General features: G+C 71.8%; 13 protein-coding genes. 4 read left to right on the top strand and 9 right to left on the bottom strand.

Annotation, left to right across the window (positions count from 1 at the left end):
- Nucleotides 1-84: 84 nt before the first annotated feature.
- The 3 genes from ACFY9S_RS27825 to ACFY9S_RS27835 all read right to left on the bottom strand — a co-directional run bounded on the left by ACFY9S_RS27825 (nucleotide 85) and on the right by ACFY9S_RS27835 (nucleotide 2,851).
- Nucleotides 85-576 carry a hemerythrin domain-containing protein gene (locus ACFY9S_RS27825; RefSeq protein WP_391133182.1) on the bottom strand — a complete coding sequence of 164 codons (492 nt, stop codon included), beginning with the start codon at nucleotides 574-576 and terminating at the stop codon, nucleotides 85-87.
- 92 nt (nucleotides 577-668) lie between these two features.
- Complete coding sequence (locus ACFY9S_RS27830) at nucleotides 669-839, bottom strand: DUF5670 family protein (RefSeq protein WP_031139394.1); 171 nt, start codon at nucleotides 837-839, stop codon at nucleotides 669-671.
- Nucleotides 840-952: 113 nt separating this feature from the next.
- Nucleotides 953-2,851, bottom strand: coding sequence for an NAD-binding lipoprotein (locus ACFY9S_RS27835; protein ID WP_391133186.1), 1,899 nt, complete (start codon nucleotides 2,849-2,851; stop codon nucleotides 953-955).
- Nucleotides 2,852-3,163: 312 nt separating this feature from the next.
- Between ACFY9S_RS27835 and ACFY9S_RS27840 the strand changes: the two genes are divergently transcribed.
- The 4 genes from ACFY9S_RS27840 (at nucleotide 3,164) to ACFY9S_RS27855 (ending at nucleotide 8,428) form a co-directional block, all read left to right on the top strand.
- Entirely contained in the window at nucleotides 3,164-5,176 is a 2,013-nt protein-coding gene (locus ACFY9S_RS27840) for an FAD-dependent oxidoreductase (protein ID WP_391133189.1), read from the top strand.
- Between the two features lie 234 nt (nucleotides 5,177-5,410).
- Nucleotides 5,411-6,394 (top strand): tripartite tricarboxylate transporter substrate-binding protein, encoded by a 984-nt coding sequence (locus ACFY9S_RS27845; protein WP_391133368.1) that lies wholly within the window; start codon nucleotides 5,411-5,413, stop codon nucleotides 6,392-6,394.
- Nucleotides 6,391-6,930 carry a tripartite tricarboxylate transporter TctB family protein gene (locus ACFY9S_RS27850; protein WP_391133192.1) on the top strand — a complete coding sequence of 180 codons (540 nt, stop codon included), beginning with the start codon at nucleotides 6,391-6,393 and terminating at the stop codon, nucleotides 6,928-6,930. Before ACFY9S_RS27845 ends, ACFY9S_RS27850 begins: the two co-directional genes overlap by 4 nt.
- A 1-nt stretch (nucleotide 6,931) precedes the next feature.
- A complete protein-coding gene (locus ACFY9S_RS27855; RefSeq protein ID WP_391133195.1) occupies nucleotides 6,932-8,428 on the top strand; it encodes a tripartite tricarboxylate transporter permease in 1,497 nt (498 codons plus the stop codon).
- A 5-nt stretch (nucleotides 8,429-8,433) separates the two neighbouring features.
- On the opposite strand, the gene ACFY9S_RS27860 is transcribed toward ACFY9S_RS27855, so the two are convergent.
- The 6 genes from ACFY9S_RS27860 to efeB all read right to left on the bottom strand — a co-directional run bounded on the left by ACFY9S_RS27860 (nucleotide 8,434) and on the right by efeB (nucleotide 16,574).
- Complete coding sequence (locus tag ACFY9S_RS27860; RefSeq protein WP_391133198.1) at nucleotides 8,434-10,533, bottom strand: DUF2264 domain-containing protein; 2,100 nt, start codon at nucleotides 10,531-10,533, stop codon at nucleotides 8,434-8,436.
- A gap of 31 nt (nucleotides 10,534-10,564) precedes the next feature.
- A complete protein-coding gene (locus tag ACFY9S_RS27865; protein ID WP_391133371.1) occupies nucleotides 10,565-11,611 on the bottom strand; it encodes a substrate-binding domain-containing protein in 1,047 nt (348 codons plus the stop codon).
- Nucleotides 11,612-11,654: 43 nt separating this feature from the next.
- Nucleotides 11,655-13,304, bottom strand: coding sequence for an extracellular solute-binding protein (locus ACFY9S_RS27870; RefSeq protein ID WP_391133201.1), 1,650 nt, complete (start codon nucleotides 13,302-13,304; stop codon nucleotides 11,655-11,657).
- A gap of 27 nt (nucleotides 13,305-13,331) precedes the next feature.
- Nucleotides 13,332-14,219, bottom strand: coding sequence for an ABC transporter permease subunit (locus ACFY9S_RS27875; protein ID WP_391133204.1), 888 nt, complete (start codon nucleotides 14,217-14,219; stop codon nucleotides 13,332-13,334).
- Nucleotides 14,216-15,082: an ABC transporter permease subunit gene (locus tag ACFY9S_RS27880; protein ID WP_391133374.1), complete on the bottom strand. Its 867-nt coding sequence runs from the start codon at nucleotides 15,080-15,082 to the stop codon at nucleotides 14,216-14,218. The genes ACFY9S_RS27875 and ACFY9S_RS27880 overlap by 4 nt, the downstream gene beginning before the upstream one ends.
- A 217-nt stretch (nucleotides 15,083-15,299) precedes the next feature.
- Nucleotides 15,300-16,574, bottom strand: a complete 1,275-nt coding sequence (gene efeB / locus ACFY9S_RS27885) for an iron uptake transporter deferrochelatase/peroxidase subunit (RefSeq protein WP_391133207.1) — start codon at nucleotides 16,572-16,574, stop codon at nucleotides 15,300-15,302.
- Nucleotides 16,575-16,635: the final 61 nt, after the last annotated feature.

Below are 16,635 nucleotides of genomic sequence, written 5' to 3' on the forward strand. Positions count from 1 at the left end.
CGGCCTTGGCGCGCCGTCCTTGACAGCAACCGGCCCTGATGGTCACCGCCCGCGGGCGGTGACCATCAGGGCCGGCATGGCGAGTCAGGACTGGACGATCTTGCGCACGTTCTGCACGGAGCCGCAGCCGGCCCTCAGCTGACGCTCACGCTCCTGCGCGAACGCCCGGCCCAGCTCCTCCCGGCGCTCCATCGCCACGTTCTCGCGGGCGCCGTTGAGGATGGTGCGCTCCTCCTCGTCGGCGTGGTGGGTGACGGCCTCCACCAGCTCCTCCAGCTTGGAGTCCCACTCCTCGGAGCCGACCTCCTCGACCTGGAGGAGCTCCAGGAGTGCCTCGTTGCCCTCGTCGTGCTCGTGCTCGCCGTGCTCGACCTCTTCATCGTCGATGTTCTTGTACCGCTTCAGCGCCGGGTAGACCTTGGCCTCCTCGGCCTGCGCGTGCGCGATCAGCAGGTCCGCGAACTCCCGCAGCGCATCCGCCCGGTCGTCCTCGACGCTGCGCATCCGCCGGAAGAGGTCTTCCATGCGCCGGTGGTCCTGAAGAATGAGTTCTACGACGTCTTGCGTATCGGCCATGGAAAAGGAACGCCTTTCCTGGAAGAGAATCGGGCCACTTTCGTCTACCCCATTCCTTACGTTTTCCTCGCCGCGGGCGGCGGCCTGCCCGTCTACCAGCGATACCAGCGGCCCCGACGGCCACCACTGTCCGCGCTGCGCAGCACGAAGCCGAGCAGCCACAGGACCAGCACGATCACCGCGATCCACCAGAGGGCCTTCAGGGCGAAGCCCGCGCCGAAGAGGACCAGGGCCAGCAGCAGGACGAGAAGCAGGGGAACCATAGTTATCAACCTCCGCTCCTCCGATTGCCCCGCCAGCAAGCGAACACACAGTCGAATTTTCGAGTTTCTTCACACGGATCACGGGCACCTGAACGGCTTTTGGCTGCCGAGTCTCAGTCCCTGCCCACCACGATCACCTCGTCGTCGGCCGTCCAGCGACGTCGTCCGGCTTTGGACGGGTTGATCCGCACGCCGTAGCCCGGACTCGTCGACGCGTCGTCGTGGCTCCGGTAGCCGATGGCGCATTCGTCGCGCTGCCGCGCCGCGGCCACGACCGTGGCGAAGGTCGTCTCACAGCCGGGCAGCACGTAGTCGCCGGCCGGCCGCAGGCGGATGCCGGTGCCGTCGGCGGAGAACAGCTCCTCGAACACCGCCGCGAGGTGCCGGTTCTGGGAGATCTGCGCCATGAGCAGGCCGATGAGCTTGCCGCTGATGATCACGTCTGCTCCGGGGCCCAGGGGCGCCAGTGCCCGGTTGCGGTCGTCGACCAGCTCCGTGACGACGGGCAGTTCGCGCCCGGAGGCTTCCTCCAGCCGGCGCAGCAGCAGGAGGGTGACGAGCGTGCGGTTGTCGGGTTCGTCCGGCGGCTGCCCGGGAGCGGGGTCCTGGCCGAGCACGATCACGCTGTCGTAGGAGTGCACGTCCAGACCTCGCAGGGTCTCCGGACGCGTGACGTCGCCGGGGTACAGGGTCAGGGTCAGGTCGGTGCCGTGGTGCGCGTCGGCCTCGTTCACCTCCCGGACCGTCGCCTCACCGCCGTCCGACACCACGTCCACCGCCGATCCGGGCCGGGCCCGGCGGCGCAGCTGGTCGACCATGAGCGGTGCCCGGCGGTTCCAGCCCAGCATCAGGACCCGCTCCGGCCGTGCGGGGGTGACAGGGCCGGACGCCATGGCCGCCTTGTCGACCGAGTCCGCGCAGTCGGCCGGCCAGACCGTGTCGTCGTCCCGGGAGATGACGACGAGCAGGTCGTCCTCGGCGAGGGGCGTCTGCGGCGGCGGGTTGAGCAGAGGGGTGTCGCCGCGCACGATCCCGACGACGCTCGACGTCGGGTAGGACAGCAGCGCGTCCCCGAACGGGCGTCCGGTCAGGGTCGGTTCGGCGACCAGGTAGAACTCGTCGCCGGCGAAGTCGAGGAGCTCCTGGTGGACGAGCGAGAGCCCGGGACGGCGGGCGGCCTGGACGATCAGCCGCGCGGTGACGGTGTCGCTCTCCAGCACCACGCCGCCCGGCCCGGCGGCGAGTGAGGCGGCCAGACGGTAGCGGTCGTCCCGGACGGCGGCGACGACGGGCGGGTGAGCCCCTTCCCCGGGCAGGGCGGCCCGCAGCGCCAGCAGCGTCTTGACCACCTCGGCATCGGCGTCCGGCTCGTCGCGCGGCAGGACCAGCACGACGCCCGCCGTCGCCGGGCTGGTCAGGGTGAGTACCGCCGGGTCGGTGGTGGGGCCGCTGCGGCAGATCAGCCGCGTACGGCCGACGGGACCCACCTTGGTGCTCAGGGCCTCCTCCATGGCGGTCTTGTCCCGGTCGGCCAGCACCGCCACCGCCGCGCGCCGCTGATTGGCGTTGGCGGCCACCAGTTCGCTCACCACCGTGAAGACCTGCTCCGACCAGCCCAGGACCACGACGTGCCCGTGTTCCAGCACGGTGGAGCGGCCCCGTCGCAACGCGGTGAGCCGCTCCGTGAGCGCCGTCGTGATCAGGCCGACGAGCGTCGAGACGTACAGCAGGGCGACCAGGGCGAGCAGCACCGACATCGTCACGCGCAGCGGCGCACCCGTCGCGCCGCCCAGCCGGAGGGTCTCGCCGGTGAGGTGCCACACCGCCGCCAGCCGGCCGGGCAGCGACTGAGGCGCGTCGGGGTCGGTCCACACCACCACCGCACTGGCCGGGACGACCACGGCCAGGCACAGCAGCGCCATCCAGCCGACGATCGCCGAGGCACCGCGGGCCAGCGTGCTGTCGAACCAGTAACGGGCCCGGTCACCCAACGGAGCGCGCCGCTGCGCCACTCTTCCCCCTCCGTCGCCCGCGCTCTCCGAAAGGCCGGTCGGCGCCGTGCACACGATGCGCCGGGTGCGCGACGGCCGGAGAGCACGGATGTACATCCGCAAGTCGCAGTGTGGGGGCTCGATCAGGGCGGCGGACGCGGTTCGCTCCGCGTTCATTCCTTCGGGTTGCCGGTGGGCGCCGACCGGGGCCGATGGGCGCCCACGTCGGCGAACCTGCTCTGACGTCAGGGTTTCCAGCCGGTTTCGCTCCTTCGGGTCAACGCCCGGGCGAAGGGCGGCGGCCGGGGCGAGGACGCCAGTACAAAGACCGCCATGACTGAAGATCACGCGGTGGTGCGCTCGGACGACGGCCTCTCCCGGAGGAGCTTCGCGGCGGTGGCAGGCACGGCCACGGTGGCGACGGCTCTGGCCGGCGGTGCCGCCACGGCTCTGCCCGCAACGGCTGCCCCGGCCGCCCCGACTGCCCCGGGCGGCAGACGTGGTGCCGACTTCGACAGGTGCCTCGCCGTCGCCCGCGCACTGCTCGTTCTGGACTCCGCCGACCGCCCCCTCGTCCCCCGCTACCAGCGCGTCCTCGAGAAGGGGTTGCCGGCTCAGCGCCGGACACGCCCCAAAGACGTCCTCGTCATCGGCGCCGGTCCGGCCGGGCTGGTCGCCGCGTGGCTGCTCAAGAAGGCCGGTCACCGGGTGACGGTCCTGGAGGCCAACGGCAACCGAGCGGGCGGACGCATCAAGACCTTCCGCAGCGGCGGCCACGAGGACGCCGAGCAGCCCTTCGCCGACCCCCGCCAGTACGCCGAGGCGGGCGCGATGCGCATCCCCGGCAGCCACCCCCTGGTGATGGAACTGATCGACCAGTTCGGCCTCGAGAAGCGGCGCTTCCACTACGTCGACGTCGACGCCGAAGGACGCCCCGCCGGCCGCACCTGGATCCACGTCAACGGCATCCGCGTGCGGCGCACCGACTACGCCCGCGCCCCCCGGCGCGTGAACCGGTCCTTCGGCGTCCCCAAGGCCCACTGGGACACCCCGGCCGCCGCCATCCTGCGCGCCGCACTGGACCCGGTGCGCGACGAGTTCAGCTACGTCAACGCCGACGGCAAGCGCGTCGACAAGCCGCTCGCCGAGCGACTGCGGGGCTGGGCCCGCGTGGTGAAGCGGTTCGGTGACTGGTCGATGTTCCGCTTCCTCACCGAGCACGCCGGACTGGACGAGCGGACCATCGACCTGATCGGCACCCTGGAGAACCTCACCTCACGCCTCCCGCTCTCCTTCATCCACAGCTTCATCGGCTCCTCCCTCATCAGCCCCGACACACCGTTCTACGAGTTGGAGGGCGGCACGGCCGTACTGCCCGACGCCCTGCTGGAACGCGTGCGCGAGGACGTGCGGTTCGACCGCCGTGTCACGCGCATCGAGTACCACCACCCCGACCGCCCTGCTCCGGACGCCGGCCGCGTCCGCGGCAAGGGCCCGCACGTGTGGGTGGACACGGTGTCCGAGGGCCGTGGCGGCCCGGTCGTACGCGAGCAGTTCACGGCGGACGTCGCCGTGGTCACGGTGCCGTTCTCCGGCCTGCGCCACGTACAGGTCGACCCGCCCCTGTCGTACGGCAAGCGCCGCGCGGTCAGCGAACTGCACTACGACAGCGCGACCAAGGTGCTGCTGGAGTTCAGCCGCCGCTGGTGGGAGTTCGACGAGGCCGACTGGAAGCGCGAACTGAACGCCGTCGACCCGGGCCTGTACGACGCGTACCGCACCGGCCGCGCCGCCGGGGACGGCAGTCTTCTCGGCGCCCACCCCTCGGTGCCCGACGGGCACATCACGGCGGGTCAGCGGACCCACTACGCCGCCAACCGCGCGAGCGCACGCGACCAGCCCGAGGCGGTCGGCGTCGTCGGCGGCGGCTCGGTGTCGGACAACGCCAACCGGTTCATGTTCCATCCCTCCCATCCGGTTCCGGGCAGCGCGGGCGGTGTCGTGCTGGCCTCCTACAGCTGGGCCGACGACGCGCTGCGCTGGGACTCCCTGGACGACGAGGCGCGCTACCCGCACGCGCTGTGCGGTCTCCAGCAGGTCTACGGCCAGCGCGTCGAGGTCTTCTACACCGGCGCGGGGCGTACGCAGAGCTGGCTGCGCGACCCGTACGCCTACGGGGAGGCGTCCGTGCTGCTGCCCGGGCAGCACACGGAGCTGCTCCCGGCCGTCCCCGTGCAGGAGGGGCCGTTGCACTTCGCCGGTGATCACACGTCCGTCAAGCCGGCGTGGATCGAGGGGGCCCTGGAGTCCGCCGTGCGGGCCGCCCTGGAGATCCACACCTCGTAGGGGACGGCGAACCGTCACGCACCCGATGGCCCTGGCGCACCGGCGCCGGGGCCATCCGGCTGTCACGGCGGGGGTTCGCCGCCGTGCGGCCGCCGCTGACCGCAAAGACCAAAACCTCCGTTGGTTCCGCAAGGGAGACAGCTCGCCGGGGCCCGGGCACCATGTGGCCCACGTCACCCTCCCCCACAGGGCGTATCCCTACCCGCATCGACGTACCGACAGGTGGTGGCACTCGTGCGCCTGCGCACTCCCCTCGCCCTGCTCGGGGCCGCCGTGCTCGTGCTCGTCGGACCGCCGCTGCTGACCACCGGCAGCGGCTCCGAGACCGGCACACAGATCCCGGGCCTGCGTTTCATGGTCCCCAACACGCCCGGCGGCGGCTACGACATCACGGCCCGGACGGCCGCGAAGAACGCCGAGGACGCCGGACTCACCCACAACATCGAGGTGTTCAACCTGCCCGGTGCCGGCGGCACGGTGGGCCTGAGCCGGCTGGTGAGCGAGCACGGCAACGGCAAGCTCGCCATGTCCATGGGCCTCGGAGTCGTGGGCGCCGTCCGCTCCAACGACGCGCCGAAGACGCTCGGGGACACCACACCGATCGCCCGGCTCACCGAGGAGCAGGACGTGGTCGTCGTGGCGAAGGACTCGCCGTACAAGACGATCGACGACCTGATCGGCGCCTGGAAGGAGGACCCCGGCAAGCTCCCGGTGGGCGGCGGCTCGTCGCCCGGCGGGCCCGACCACCTCGCGCCGATGCTGATGGCCCGGGCGGCCGGGATCCCCCCGAAGCAGGTGAACTACATCCCCTTCGACGGCGGCGGCGAACTGCTCGCCTCGATCCTCGGCAACAAGGTCGCCTTCGGTGTCTCCGGGGTCGGCGAGTACCTGGACCAGATCAAGGCGGGCGAGCTGCGCCTCCTCGCGGTCACCGGCCCGAAGCGCGTCGACGGGCTCGACGCGCCCACGCTGAAGGAGGCGGGCTACGACGTGAACTTCACCAACTGGCGCGGCATCGTCGCCCCGCCCGGCCTGAACGACGGGGAGCGCGACAAGCTCGTGAAGCTCGTCGAGGAGCTCCACGGCTCGGACGAGTGGCGCAAGTCCCTGCGGCAGAACGGCTGGGACGACGCCTTCCTCACCGGCGAGAAGTTCGGCGCGTTCCTCGACGCCGAGGACAAGCGCGTGGTTTCGGTGCTGAAGGAGCTGGGACTGTGACGACGCAGACCGACATTCCCCCCGCCGAGACCGGCGGCGCGCGGCGCTCGTGGCTGCGGGAGCACTCCGAACTGGGCGTGTGCGTCCTGCTGCTGGCACTGGGCGTCCTCGTCCTGACCGACGCGCTCACCATGGACGTCGACATCGCCCAGCGCGGCCCGGTCGGCCCGAAGACCGTGCCGATCGTGGTCGGCGCCGGCCTGCTGGTCATCGCCGCCCTGCTCGCCCTGGACGTGCTGCGCGGCGGCCGGGGCCAGGCCGAGGGCGGTGAGGACGTCGACCTGTCCGAGCCCGCCGACTGGCGCACCGTGCTGCTGCTCGCCGGAGTGTTCCTCGGCGCGGCCGTCCTCATCGAGCCGCTCGGCTTCCCCGTAGCCGGCGCGTTGCTCTTCTGGGGCGCGGCCTTCGCGCTGGGCAGCCGCAGGATCGACCGCGATCCGCTCATAGCGGCCGGGCTCTCCCTCGTCACCTACACCGTCTTCAACAACCTGCTCGGAGTGCCCCTGCCCGGCGGTCCGCTGATGGGAGTGCTGTGACATGGATGCCTTCAACTCCCTTCTCGACGGCTTCGGTACGGCCCTCACGCCGATCAACCTCCTGTGGGCCGTGATCGGCGTGCTGCTCGGCACGGCGATCGGCGTGCTGCCGGGCATCGGCCCGGCGATGGCGGTCGCCCTGCTGCTGCCGGTGACGTACGGGCTCGAACCGATCGGCGCGTTCATCATGTTCGCCGGCATCTACTACGGCGCGATGTTCGGCGGCTCGACCACCTCCATCCTGCTCAACACGCCCGGGGAGAGCGCGGCGGTGGTGGCGGCCATGGAGGGCAACCCCATGGCCAAGTCCGGGCGCGGCGCCCAGGCCCTGGCGGCGGCCGCCGTCGGCCACTTCGCGGGCGGCCTGATCGGGACACTCCTGCTGGTGGCGCTCGCGCCGACGGTCGCGAAACTGGCCGTGGACATCGGTGCGCCGGACTACTTCGCCATCATGGTGCTGGCGTTCATCGCCGTGACCTCGGTCCTCGGCTCGTCCCGCATCCGGGGCCTGGCCTCCCTGCTGATCGGTCTCACCCTGGGTCTCGTGGGCCTGGACCAGATGACCGGGCAGCAGCGCCTGACGTTCGGCTCGCTCCAACTGGCCGACGGCATCGACGTGGTGATCGTCGCGGTCGGGCTCTTCGCGATCGGCGAAGCCCTGTGGGTCGCCGCGCACCTGCGGCGCAGAGCGCCGGAGCCGATCCCGGTGGGGCGTCCCTGGCTCGGGCGCGACGACGTGAACCGGACCTGGAAGTCGTGGCTGCGCGGCCCGTTCATCGGTTTCCCGTTCGGTGCCATCCCGGCGGGCGGCGCGGAGATCCCCACCTTCCTGTCGTACGTGACGGAGAAGCGCCTGTCGAAGCACAAGGACGAGTGGGGCAAGGGTGCCATCGAGGGCGTCGCGGGCCCGGAGTCGGCGGCGTCCGCCTCGGCGGCGGGCACCCTGGTGTCGATGCTGACCCTGGGCCTGCCGACCACGGCGGTCGCGGCCGTGATGCTGGCCGCGTTCCAGCAGTACGGCATCCAGCCCGGCCCGCTCCTCTTCGAGCGCGAGCCCGACCTGGTGTGGGGCCTGATCGCCTCGCTCTTCGTCGGCATGGTGCTGCTGCTCGCGCTGAACCTGCCGCTGGCGCCGGTGTGGGCGAAGCTGCTGCGTATCCCCCGGCCCTACCTGTACGCCGGGATCATGTTCTTCGCGGCGGTCGGCGCCTACGCGGTCGGCGGCGAGGTGATCGACCTGGTGATCCTGCTGATCATCGGCCTGATCGGCTTCGGTATGCGCCGCTACGGGCTGCCCGTGCTGCCCGCCGTGATCGGCGTGATCCTCGGCCCGAACGCCGAGCAGCAGTTGCGGCGCGCCCTGCAGATCAGCGACGGCAGCGTGACGGGTCTGGTCAACACGCCGTTCGCGGTGACCGTGTACGCGGTGATCGTGCTGCTGCTGGTGTGGCCGCTGCTGAAGAAGGCGGTGACGCGGGGCCGCGCCGAGGCGGCCTGACCCGGTCATCGCGGCACCCGCTCCCGGGTGCCGTCCGGGAAGTGGATCTCCACCTCACCGGACACGGCGACCCGTACGCGCGTTCCTGAACCTCGCGCGTACGGGTCGCCGTTCGACTTTGGGTCGCCGTTCATCCTTGGGTCGCCGTTCGACCTCGGGCCGCCGTTCACCTCCGGGTCGCCCTTCACCTCCGGGTCGCCGTTCACCTCCGGGTCGCCCTTCACCTCCGGGTCGCCGTTCACCTCCGGGTCGCCCTTCACCTCCGGGTCGCCGTTCACCTCCGGGTCGGCGCTCAGCACGACGAGGGTCACCAGGAGATGGGTGCCGCCCGGGTGGGCGGGCAGGGTGAGGCAGGGGGTCGCCGAGTGGTGGCCGCAGGCGTTGGTGCCGGCCGCCCGGGCCACCGCGGCCCCGGCGTCCCGCCACCCGTGCAGTGCGACGATGGTGCTGGTCAGCCCGTCGGCGCGCCGGGCCCGCGCCCGCCCGGGGCCGGTCGACGCGACCGGCGGCGCGCTGTCGTCGGCGACGGCCCAGCCCCCTTCGCGCACGGGTGTGCCGGGCGGCGCGTCGACGCGGTGGACCCGGACCTCCCAGGCGCCGTGGGCCACGCTGACCGTCTCGATGCGGTGCCCTTCGTCGCTGCCCGGGAGCACCGCCCGGTGCCAGGAGGCGGCCCGCGCACCCTGGACGCCGAGGGGGTGGATGCGGCCGCGCGGGGTGGGCGTGCCGTCGGGGGCGAGCAGGGCGACGTGGTTGTCAGGAGCTCGGTCCGCCGGTGTCTCGGGCGCCGTCGCACTGGAGTAGGCGAACCGGGCGTAGTGCGGGCTGTCCTCAGCCGTCGCGGGTGGGGGTGGCAGCCGGTCGCTGCCGTGGTTGACGAGCCGGACGATTCCGTCGGCGGCGGTGGAGTGCAGCAGCCAGCCCGGGGCGGGTAGCGCGCGGCGGACGTCGCCCATGTCGGCCGGGCCGGGTTCCTCGGGCTCGGTCCACACGGGGTGGTCGGCGGGCAGGAGCAGGCCGAGGAACGCCTTGCTCGCCCAGTACGGGGAAGCGGGGCCCGAGTAGCGCTGGGTGACCGGGAGGAAGGGCCGGTACCAGCCGAGCGTGAGCAGCCCCCGCTCGTCGGGCACGCCCCGCTCGGCGAAGTGCTTCAGCGCCCCGGAGGCGAGGCGGCGGGTGCGGCCGGGCGGGAGCGCAGTGGCGTCGGCGAGCACGCCCGCCCACAGGGGCGCTGTCGTGGCGAACCGGTAGGTGAGGGAACGGCCCTGGTGGACGGGGGCGCCGTCACCGCCGAAGAAGTGCTGGTGGTCGTGGAGGAACGACCGCAGACGCGCCCGGTGTTCCGCCACCAGCCGGGAGTCGGCGCGCGGTCCGGCGATACGCGCCCAGAGCACCGGATAGAGGTGCAGGGCCCAGGCGTTGTAGTAGTCGAACTTGCGGCCGTCACCGTCGGTGTACCAGCCGTCGCCCCGGTACCAGTCCTCCAGTCGGGCCAGCCCGGCGTCGATCTCGGCGCGGCTGTGCGGGGCGCCGACGGAGGCGAGGAACTCCTCGGTGATGACCTGGAACAGCCGCCAGTTGGAGTCGTTGACGACCGCTCCGAGGAAGCCCCCGAGCCAGTCGGCGATCCGCTGCCGTACCCGGTCGTCGAGCCGGTCCCAGATCCAGGGGCGGGTTTCGTGCAGGGCGATCGCGACGGACGCCGCCTCGACCATGGGCTGGCTCCGGTCGGTGATGGGCGGCCAGTGGTCGGGGCTGCGCGGGTCGGTGCCGGACTCCAGCCCGGCCGCGTACCGCTCGATCAGGCCGGGCGTCTCCCGCCCGCCCGAACCAGCGATGCGGAACGCGGCCAGCAGGAAGGAGCGGGCGAAGCCCTCCAGTCCGTCGGACCACGGCCCGGAGTGGCTGGGCGGCCCGGGCAGGCGGTACTGGGCCAGGCCCGGGGAGGCGTAGGGCGTCAGGGCGTCCAGAAGGCGGTCGGCGACGGCCTCCCAGTGGGCACGGGTCCAGCCGGTGACGGGCGAGGTCGACGGATCGGCGGGGGGCAGGCGGGGCAGGTTGGACAGGTGCGTCGGGTCGGGGAGCGACACGTGCGGCGCGCTCATGCGGGTGCGGTTCCTCCGTTGGTCACAGGGCTCACCCGGGCGGGGGCGGGCCGACGCTGTCGCGGACGACGATGTGGGTGCCGAGCAGGTGGTGGGCCCCGGCGGCGTGTTCGGGGTCGCGCAGGGCGATGCGCACGGCGGCGCGCCCGAGTTCCTCGGCAGGGGTCCGTACGGTGGTGAGCGGCGGGTTGAAGTCCTCGGCGAGCGGGATGTCGTTGTAGCCGACGACGGAGATGTCACCGGGGACGCTCAGTCCGGCCTCGGCGATGGCGCGCAGGGCACCGGCGGCGACCATGTCGTCCCCGGCGAAGACCGCGGTGAACTCCCGCGTGTTCTTCAGGAGTTCGGCCATCGCCCGGTGTCCGGCGGCGCGGCCGAGTCCGCAGTCGACGACATGCGCGGCCTGAGGTGGCAGCCCGTGCTCGGCGAGGGCGGCCCGGTAGCCGGTGACGCGGGCATCGAGGGCGGTGTTGCCGGGCAGGCCGCCGAGGAAGACGATCCGGCGGTGCCCGGCCGAGAGCAGATGGCCGGTGACGGCGCGGGCTCCGGCCTCGTTGTCGAACTCCACGACCAGTGCGGGGATCCCGGCGCCGGGAGCGGGCCGGCCGCAGAGCACGAGCCGGGCTCCGGAGGAGTCGAGGGCGTGGGCGTAGTGGGCGACACGCTCGCGGTAGGCGTCGTCCTCGACGACCCCGCCGACCAGGATCACCAGCCGGGCGCCCTCCTCTCGCATGAGCTGCACGAACTCCATTTCGCGCTGCGCGTCGCCGCCGGTGGCGCCGACCACGCAGAGCCAGCCGCGGTCGGCGGCCTCGGCCTCCACGCCCTCGGCGACCTGGGCGTAGAAGGGGCTGGTGACCTGGCGGACCACGACGGCGGCCATCTTGCGGCCGCCGCCGACCAGGGCGCGGGCGTGCGCGTTGGCGACGTAGTCGAGGGCGCGGGCGGCGCGCAGGACCCGGGCCCGGGTCGCGGCGGGCACCGGGTGGTTGCCGCTGAGCGCGCGGGAGGCGGTCGCCGTGGACACGCCCGCCCGCTCGGCGACCTCGCGGATCGTGATGCGCCCCTTGGACCCCATGTCGTTCCCCATCCCCCGCGTCTCCTCTTCCGTCCACCGCTGTTCAGGTGTTGGCCGCGTAGTCCTTCGCGTACTCGTCGGCCATTCTGTCGCCGCCCCGGCTCCGCCACTTCCGCACGGCCGCGTCCCACTCCGACAACGGCAGACGCCCGGCGATGATCCCGGTGACCGTGTCGTCGAGGAACGTCTTCAGGGTGGCGCCCTGGGAGTTGTTCGTCGCGGACTGGAGCCCGAAGGAGGCGTCGCGGATGGCGTGCGGCACGACCTCGCGCTGCCAGGCGTGCAGGGCGCGCACGGCGTCGGGCATGCCGGGCACGAACAGCACCTGGGGTCCTTCGGCGAGGTACTTCAGCGGCAGGTTGGTGTTGTTCTCGACCTCGCCGAGCCGGGTGGGCTCGGGTGAGCCGTCCTTGCCGCGGGTGAAGTGGACGCCCTCGACGCCGTAGTGCACGAGCTCCCATTCCTCGCTGCCGAAGGGCGCGGCGAGGTGGTCGAGGATGCGCAGGAGCAGCTGGACGCGTTCCTTCTTCGCCTTCTTCAGGACGGTGTAGCCGAAGGAGCGGCGGGCGGCGACGATGCCGCCGGGCTCGCCGCCGACGCTGTACGGGAGGGCCGCGGCGGGGCTCATCTTGCCCTTGGACTCCCGGTACTTGGGCAGGTAGGCGCCGAACCCGTCCTGCATGGAGCCGACGGTGCCGTTGTAGTAGAGGGTCGTCAGGTCGATCTGGGAGATGGACGTGGCGTCGGGGTGGTAGGAGCCGTTCTTGCGCAGCTGGGCCTGGAAGGCGATGGACGCCTTGTAGCGTTCGTCGGCGGCGGCCGGCAGGAAGGTGCCGTCCTTGGTGACGGCCCAGCGCTGGGGGGCGTTGTGGGCGGCGGAGTGGTAGGCGTTGCCGAACAGGGAGCCGTGGGCGGCGCCGAGCATGTACGTCCGGCCGCGGGTGCCCTGCCGGGCCACAGCGGTGAAGTCGTCGGCGGTCCAGCCCTCCTTCATGCCCGCGTCGGCGAACATGTCCTGGTTGATCCAGAGGGTCGAGCCGGGCAGCGGGCGTTCCAGCGGGATGCCGTAGATGCGGCCGCCGATACGGCCCATGTCGCGCCAGGCGTGGGTGGGGATGCCCGCGAGGTTGGGGTAGTCGGTGATCGCGTCACCGGAGAGGTACGGCGTGAGGTCCTGGGCGCGGCGCTGCACGAACTGCGCCTCGCGGGGCAGGGTGAAGCCGGCGAACATGTTGATGATGTCGGGCAGGGCGTCGGCGTCTCCCGCCATCACCGTGGCCATCTTCTTCTGGTAGTCGGCCTGGGAGATGATCGTGTACTCGATCTTCACCCCGAGGGCCTTCTCGACGGCCGCCCAGAAGCGGTTCTGCGAGGCGGGCTTGGGCGGCGTGCCGAAGGAGACGGTCATGACGCGCACGGTGGAGCCGTCGCCGGGGGTGCGGGAGACGGACTTGACCAGTTCGGACGGGTAGGAGGTGTATCCGGCCTGGACGCCCTCCCCGGTGGGGGCGAGGTCCGGCTTGGGCCCGGCGGCGGGACGGTGGGCGGGCCAAGGGGCCAGCTTTTTCCCGGCGTTGGAGACGTCGCCGTCGCCGGAGCCGGAGGAGCAGGCGGTCAGCAGACCGGGGACGGAGACGGCGGCACCGCCCACCGCCATGGAGCGCAGGAGGGTGCGTCGGGACATGCGGGGCATGGGTGAATCACCTCGTGTCGGCTTGGGTCAGCTCTTGATGGCGCCGGTGAGCACGCCCTTGGTGAAGTACTTCTGCAGGAAGGGATAGACGAGCAGGATCGGCACGGTGGCGATCACGAGCACCGCCATCTGCACGGTCTGCGGAGCGGTGACGGTGGCCTCGCCGGTGGTGGCGTCGGTGAGTCCGGCACCGGCCACCACATAGGTGCGCAGCACCTGCTGGAGCGGCCAGTGGTCGCTCTCCAGGTACAGCGAGGCGTAGAACCAGGAGTTCCAGTAGGCGACGGCGTAGAACAGGCCGACGACGGCGAGCGCGGCCTTGGACAGTGGCAGCACCACCGACACCAGCACCCGCCAGTCCCCCGCCCCGTCCAGCCGGGCCGCCTCGTACAGCTCCTCGGGGAGCGACTGGAAGAAGCCGCGCAGGACGACCAGGTTGAACACGTTGACCAGGACCGGCAGGACGAGCGAGGCGTACGAGTCGAGCAGGCCGAGTTCCTTGACGAGCAGGAAGCTCGGGATCATGCCGGGCGGGAAGAGGAACGTGAACAGCACCAGCAGCAGGACGGGTTTGCCGCCGAAGACGCCCGGGCGGGAGAGCGCGTAGGCCAGGGTCACCGTGCAGGCGAGGCTGAGCAGGGTGCCGACGATCGTGACACCGGCGCTGACGCCGAGGGCGTGGGTGACGATGCCGCCGTCGAAGATGTCGCGGTAGGCGTCGAGCGAGGGTTCGGTGGGCCACAGCACCCAGCCGCCGTTGTCGACGACCTCCCGGGTGGACGCCAGCGAGGTCGACACGATCACCAGGAACGGCACGCACACCAGCAGCACGACGGCGGCGAGGGCGAGGGCCTTCGCGGCCTGGGTGAGCGGCCGGGGTTTCTCCATCCAGCCGGGCCGGGCGGACGCGCTCACTTGTAGACCCCCTGTTCGCCGAGGCGGTGGGCGACCTTGTTGGCCGCGTAGACGAGGAGGGCGCCGACGAGCCCCTTGAACAGGCCGGCCGCCGCCGCGAATCCGTAGTCGCCGCCGACGATGCCCTGGTGGTAGACGAAGGTGTCGATGACCTCGGCGGCCTCGGGGCCCACCGCGTCGCGCTGCAGCAGCATCTGCTCGAACCCGACGGAGAGGATGTCGCCGAGCCGCATGATGAGCAGCAGCACGATCACCGGGCGGATGGCGGGCAGGGTGACGTGCCACAGGCGCCGCCAGGGTCCGGCGCCGTCGATGGCGGCCGCCTCGTACTGCTGCTCGTCGACCTGGGCGAGGGCGGCGAGGAAGATGATCGTGCCCCAGCCGGCGTCCTTCCAGATGACCTGGGCGACGACGAGCGGCTTGAAGGCGTCGGGGTCGCCGATGATGTCGACGGTGTGCAGACCGGCTCCGCTGAGGCCGCTGTTGAGCAGGCCGGTGTCGCCGAGCACCTGCTGGAACAGCGCGACGACGATCACCCACGAGATGAAGTGCGGCAGGTACGCCACCGACTGCACGAACCGGCGCACCGAGCTCCAGGTGAGGGTGTGCAGCAGCAGGGCGAGGCCGAGCGGCACCGGGAAGTAGAAGACCAGCTGGAGGACGGCGATCCAGAGGGTGTTGAGGACGGCGTCCCAGAAGGCCTCGTCCTCGAACATGCGCCGGAAGTTGCCGGACCCCGCCCAGGGGCTGCCCCACAGGCCGTCGAACGGCACGTACTCCTTGAACGCGATGACGTTGCCCACGAGCGCGCCGTAGTGGAACAGCAGGAAGTAGGCGACGCCGGGGAGCAGGAGCAGGAACAGCGTCCCGCCCCTGCTTCTCTGAAAACCTTTACGCTCCCGCTGTGCCCGTCCGGAGGGGCGACTGCTGGGACTCACCCCCTTCACACCTGCTCGTTCCCGTAAGCCAGTTGCCACGGTTCCCCCTCACGTCGGCATGTACGGTGAAGGGAAGCTAAAACGCTTTCAGTGCGCGGTCAACACTTCTGGCACAGAGGCGACTTGGGACCGTGCCGAGGTGTCAGGCCGAGAGCAGCCCTCTGCCGAGCCAGTCGGAGGAGTCCCGAACGCCCGGCAGGGCGAAGAAGTAGCCGCCGCCGGTCGGGGAGACGTAGTCGACGAGGGGCTCGTCGATCAGCCGGGTCTGCGTGGCCTCGAACTGGCGGCGCACGTCCTGCTGGTAGCAGCAGAAGACCAGCCCCATGTCGAGGTCGCCGACGTTGTCGACACCCCGGTCGTAGTTGTAACCCCGGCGCAGAATCCGGGAGTCGCCGGTCCTCGCGGTGCGCGGGTTGGCGAGCCGGATGTGCGCGTCGAGCGGGATCGCCGTGCCGTGCGGGTCTTTGGCGTAGTTCGGGCTGTCGGTCTCCCGGGCGCCGTCCAGCGGGGCACCGGTGTCCTTGCGCCGGCCGAGCATCAGCTCCTGCTCGGACAGCGAGACCCGGTCCCAGAACTCCACGAGCATCCGGATGATCCGGACGACCTGGTAGCTGCCGCCGGCCGCCCAGGAGGGCTCGCCCTGTCCCTCGCCGACCCACACCAGGTGGTCCATCTCGCGGGCCGACGCGACGTCCGGGTTGACGATGCCGTCCTTGAAGCCCAGCAGGTTGCGCTGGGTGCCGCTGGGCCGGGGCACGTTCTGGAACCCGTCGACGCGCCACCGGATCTGCAGCGCGCCGCGGGTGTGCTTGGCGATGTCGCGCAGCGCGTGCAGCACGGTGTCCTGGCGGGCCGCGCAGATCTGCAGGGACAGGTCGCCGTGGCACTCGGCGGGGTTCAGGTCGTCGTTGGGAAAGGTCCGCATGGGCGTGAGCCGGCGCGGCTTGGCCCGGGCGAGTCCGAACCGGTCGTCGAACAGGGAGGCGCCGACCCCCACCGTGACGGTGAGCGCGTCGGCCGGGACGACCGGGCCGAGGATGCCGTTGTCCGAGGGCGGGGCAACGACGCCGAGGTCCTCGGGCGTGCCGCCGGAGGTGAGGAAGCGGGCCCGCCCGGTCAGGGTTCGCAGCAGATCGGCCAGTTCGGCACGGCTCTCGGCGATGACGTCGAAGGAGACGAAAGCGGCCGCCGTTTGAGCGGGAGTGAGGATCCCGGCCTGGTGGGTTCCGTGGAAGGACACCGGGGCTGCGCTCTGCTGCTCGGCCGCCCGGGCCCTCGCACCGCCGCTCTCGGCGAGTGCGGTCCCGCCCCCGGCCAGAACGGCTCCGGCTGCTCCGGCACCCAGGGCCGTCTTCACGAAGGAGCGGCGGCCGGCGTGGGCGGGGCAGCCCGGCGGCGGCGTGTCGGCGGACGGCATGAGGGGGTTCCCTTCGGAGTCTTCTGCGGGGTGGTGTCTGCTGCGGGGTGGTTTCGTCGCC

Source organism: Streptomyces sp. NPDC012474, from assembly GCF_042955185.1.
Classification (GTDB): domain Bacteria; phylum Actinomycetota; class Actinomycetes; order Streptomycetales; family Streptomycetaceae; genus Streptomyces; species Streptomyces cahuitamycinicus.

Excerpts from the sequence above, each read along its gene's own strand:
- ACFY9S_RS27870 (WP_391133201.1), bottom strand. The coding sequence starts at position 13,304 with ATGCCCCGCATGTCCCGACGCACCCTCCTGCGCTCCATGGCGGTGGGC.
- ACFY9S_RS27840 (WP_391133189.1), top strand. The coding sequence starts at position 3,164 with ATGACTGAAGATCACGCGGTGGTGCGCTCGGACGACGGCCTCTCCCGG.
- efeB (WP_391133207.1), bottom strand. The coding sequence starts at position 16,574 with ATGCCGTCCGCCGACACGCCGCCGCCGGGCTGCCCCGCCCACGCCGGC.
- ACFY9S_RS27860 (WP_391133198.1), bottom strand. The coding sequence starts at position 10,533 with ATGAGCGCGCCGCACGTGTCGCTCCCCGACCCGACGCACCTGTCCAAC.
- ACFY9S_RS27865 (WP_391133371.1), bottom strand. The coding sequence starts at position 11,611 with ATGGGGTCCAAGGGGCGCATCACGATCCGCGAGGTCGCCGAGCGGGCG.
- ACFY9S_RS27830 (WP_031139394.1), bottom strand. The coding sequence starts at position 839 with ATGGTTCCCCTGCTTCTCGTCCTGCTGCTGGCCCTGGTCCTCTTCGGC.
- ACFY9S_RS27825 (WP_391133182.1), bottom strand. The coding sequence starts at position 576 with ATGGCCGATACGCAAGACGTCGTAGAACTCATTCTTCAGGACCACCGG.
- ACFY9S_RS27855 (WP_391133195.1), top strand. The coding sequence starts at position 6,932 with ATGGATGCCTTCAACTCCCTTCTCGACGGCTTCGGTACGGCCCTCACG.